This window comes from Streptomyces phaeoluteigriseus (genome assembly GCF_001896135.2).
GTDB lineage: Bacteria > Actinomycetota > Actinomycetes > Streptomycetales > Streptomycetaceae > Streptomyces > Streptomyces phaeoluteigriseus.
In genome coordinates this window covers 1-3,160 of record NZ_MPOH02000073.1, presented here as the reverse complement: position 1 = coordinate 3,160, position 3,160 = coordinate 1, and the positions used below count along the sequence as shown (strand labels likewise).

At 70.8% G+C, this 3,160-nt stretch carries 3 protein-coding genes; 2 read left to right on the top strand and 1 reads right to left on the bottom strand.

Translation table 11 applies throughout. The features are described from left to right. The coding region (locus BM536_RS38955; protein WP_143651179.1) for a response regulator transcription factor at positions 1–459 on the bottom strand (459 nt) is incomplete at its 3' end. Positions 460–717: 258 nt separating this feature from the next. On the opposite strand from BM536_RS38955, the gene BM536_RS38950 reads away from it, so the two are divergent. Beyond that, complete coding sequence (locus tag BM536_RS38950) at positions 718–1,323, top strand: carbonic anhydrase (protein WP_073500079.1); 606 nt, start codon at positions 718–720, stop codon at positions 1,321–1,323. Continuing rightward, on the top strand, positions 1,320–3,160 hold a 1,841-nt coding region (locus tag BM536_RS38945), incomplete at its 3' end, for a SulP family inorganic anion transporter (RefSeq protein WP_245874047.1). The genes BM536_RS38950 and BM536_RS38945, both read left to right, overlap by 4 nt.

Below are 3,160 nucleotides of genomic sequence, written 5' to 3'. Positions count from 1 at the left end.
GGGTCCGGGGGCGGCGATGCCCGTGAAGGCCTCTCCGTCGAACTCCGCTCCCCATGCTCGCCCTGCTTCCGCCGCTCCCCCCGTACCCGCACCTCCCGCTCCCCGTTGGGTCCGCCGGGTCACCGCCCGGACCCGTGCCACCAGCTCACGCATGCTGAATGGTTTCGCCAGGTAGTCGTCGGCCCCCAACTCCAGTCCCAGCACGCGGTCGGCCTCCTCGCCCCGCGCGCTGAGGATGATGAGGGGGACGTCGGAGGTCCGCCGGATACCGCGGCAGACGTCGATGCCGTCCACGTCCGGCAACCCCAGGTCGAGCAGGACGACGTCGCCGTACGGTCCCCTCAGCCCCTCGGTTCCGGTACGGACGTGACGCACCGCCAGCCCGAAGTGCCCGAGACCCTCGACGAGGGGTTCGGCGATCGTCTGGTCGTCCTCGATGAGCAGGACTCGTACGCCCATGCGTTCCCGTCTCTCCTGTGAACCGAATTCGACTGTTCCGTTGATCGTCACGCTACAAGAATGGTCGATAAACGTCGCCCGGATCCAGGGCGATGTGATCAGCGGCTCAGCTCCGGACAAGAAATGTCCTCTTCCTGTCGGCGGTTTAGTGTTCCTCTAACCTTCTCCTGGCCAACGCTCCTCTACGGTGATGCACATCTGGCCGGAATCCACTCCGACCAGCACTGATCCGCGATGGGAATCCCACCGGGAGGCACCGTGAAGGCATTGCTGGACCGCGCTCGCTCGTTCAAGCGACGGGTCGACTTCGAAAGCGGCGAATACCGGAGACTGGCCGAGGGCCAATACCCCGAGGCATTGTTCATCACCTGCTCGGACTCACGGGTGATACCCGCTCTGATCACGGGCGCGCGGCCCGGTGAGATATTCGAGCTGCGAAACGCGGGAAATATCGTCCCGCCGCACGACCAGCAGGGGGCCTCGGGCGAGGCCGCCACCGTCGAGTACGCACTGGAGGTGCTCGGCGTTCAGGACATCGTGGTGTGCGGTCACTCTCACTGCGGCGCCATGGGCGCCCTCAAGTCCGGCGACGACCTGTCCGCCCTGCCCGGCGTGGACGCCTGGCTGCAGCTGGCCCGCCCGAGGCTGGCACCCGTCCTGGACGGCGTCGTCGAGGACCCGTCGCTGCCGGACATCGCCCAGCTGAACGTCGTCAACCAGCTGGCCACGCTGCGGAGTCACCCGGCGGCGCGTCGACGTCTCGACACGGGACGGCTGCGTCTGCACGGCTGGTACTACGAGGTGGACACCGGCCAGGTCCACGAACTGGACGGAGACGGCCTGTTCCGGGTGCACGCGGCATGAGCGGCGCACACGCCCGGCACGCCCGCGGCCGGAGCGCGGCGACGGACGGAGCGGGACGCACCTTCCGGACGGACGCCGGCATCCCCGAGCCGCCACCCCGGCCCACGGCGCCTCCCACCACCACGGCGACATCCGTCATCGGCGAGGCCGGCACCCTCGATGAGGCTCCGGCCGGCACGGAGGCCGCCACAGTCGCCGAGAGCTTCCCCAGGCCGAAGCCCTACGCCACCGCCCCGGCCGCAGCCGCCACACCCAGAACGTCCACCACCCCCAGCGCCTCCACCCCCAGAGCCTCCATCCCCAAAGCCCCCGCCCGGAAGACCGACCTGGTCACCGAGATCACCGCGTCCCTCGTCGTCTTCCTGGTCGCGCTCCCCCTGTGCATCGGCGTGGCCGTCGCCTCCGGTGTCCCCGCCGAGCTGGGCATCATCTCGGGGGTGATCGGCGGCCTGGTGGTGGGCGCCGCCCGCGGCAGCACCCTTCAGGTCAGCGGCCCGGCCGCCGGTCTCGCGGCGCTGGTCGCGGAGACGGTGCTGGAGCACGGCGTGGCCATGCTCGGTGTGATCGTGCTCTTCTCGGGCCTCCTCCAGATCGTTCTCGGCCTGGTCCGGTTCGGCCGGTTCTTCCAGGCGATCTCCCTGGCCGTCGTCCAGGGCATGCTCGCCGGCATCGGCCTGCCGCTGATGTTCAGCCAGGCGTACCCGGCGGCCGATGCCAAGGCGCCCGGGACGCCGATCGAGAACATGGCCGGTGTCCCCGGCCTGCTCGCGGACACGGCCGGGAACCCTCAGGCGTTGATCGCGGCCGCCCTCGGCATCCTCACGGTCGTCCTGAGCTTCCTGTGGAAGAAGGTGCCCGGCCCGGTCGGGAAGGTCCCGGCGGCCCTGGTCGCCGTGGGCATCGGCATCGCGGTTGCCGCGCTGCCCGGCGTGGACGTGCGGACCCTCCAGGTGGGCAACCTGCTGGCCTCGGTCGACGTGCCAGGAGCGGAGCAGTTCGCGGGTCTGGCGGACGCCGGCATCATCACCGCGATCCTGACCTTCACCGTGATCGCCTCGGCGGAGTCGCTGTTCACCGCGGCCGCCGTGGACCGTATGCACGACGGGCCGCGCACCCGCTACAACCCCGAGCTGATCGCCCAGGGCGCCGGCAACACCGTCGCGGGGCTGCTGGGCGCGCTGCCCATCACGGCGGTCGTGGCCCGCAGTTCGGCCAATGTCCAGGCGGGCGCGAAGACCCGGCTCTCCCGCACCCTGCACGGCCTGTGGCTGCTGGCCTTCGCCCTCCTGCTCCCCCAGGTGCTGGCCCTGATCCCCATCTCGGTCCTCGCGGGCGTGCTCATCCACAGCGGCTGGAAGCTCTTCGCTCCGCAGGAGTTCCCCAAGATGTGGCGACAGGACCGCGGGGAGTGCGCGGTCATGACGCTCACCACACTGGTCATCGTGGCGACGGCCCTTCTGGAGGGTGTCCTGGTCGGCCTGGCGGCGGGCATCGTGCTGGCCGCGGTGCGCATGTCGCAGACGGTCATCAGGCAGGACACCGACGACGACACCGCGAAGGTGGTGATGGCCGGAAACGCGACGTTCCTGCGCCTGCCCCAGCTCATCGAGGCGCTGGAGGCCGCCGCCGAGTCCGGGAAGCCCCGGATCCGGCTGGACCTCACCGGCGTGACCCACCTCGACCACGCGTGCCGCAGCCAGGTGGAGGAGTTCGTCACCCAGCAGCGCGGCAAGGGCCTGCGCGTGGAACTGCTGCTGCCGGGCCCGGCGCAGCGGCCGGCCACATCGGGAGAACCGACGGCCCACCGGCCCGCGCAGCCCGACCCCCCTGCCCCGCC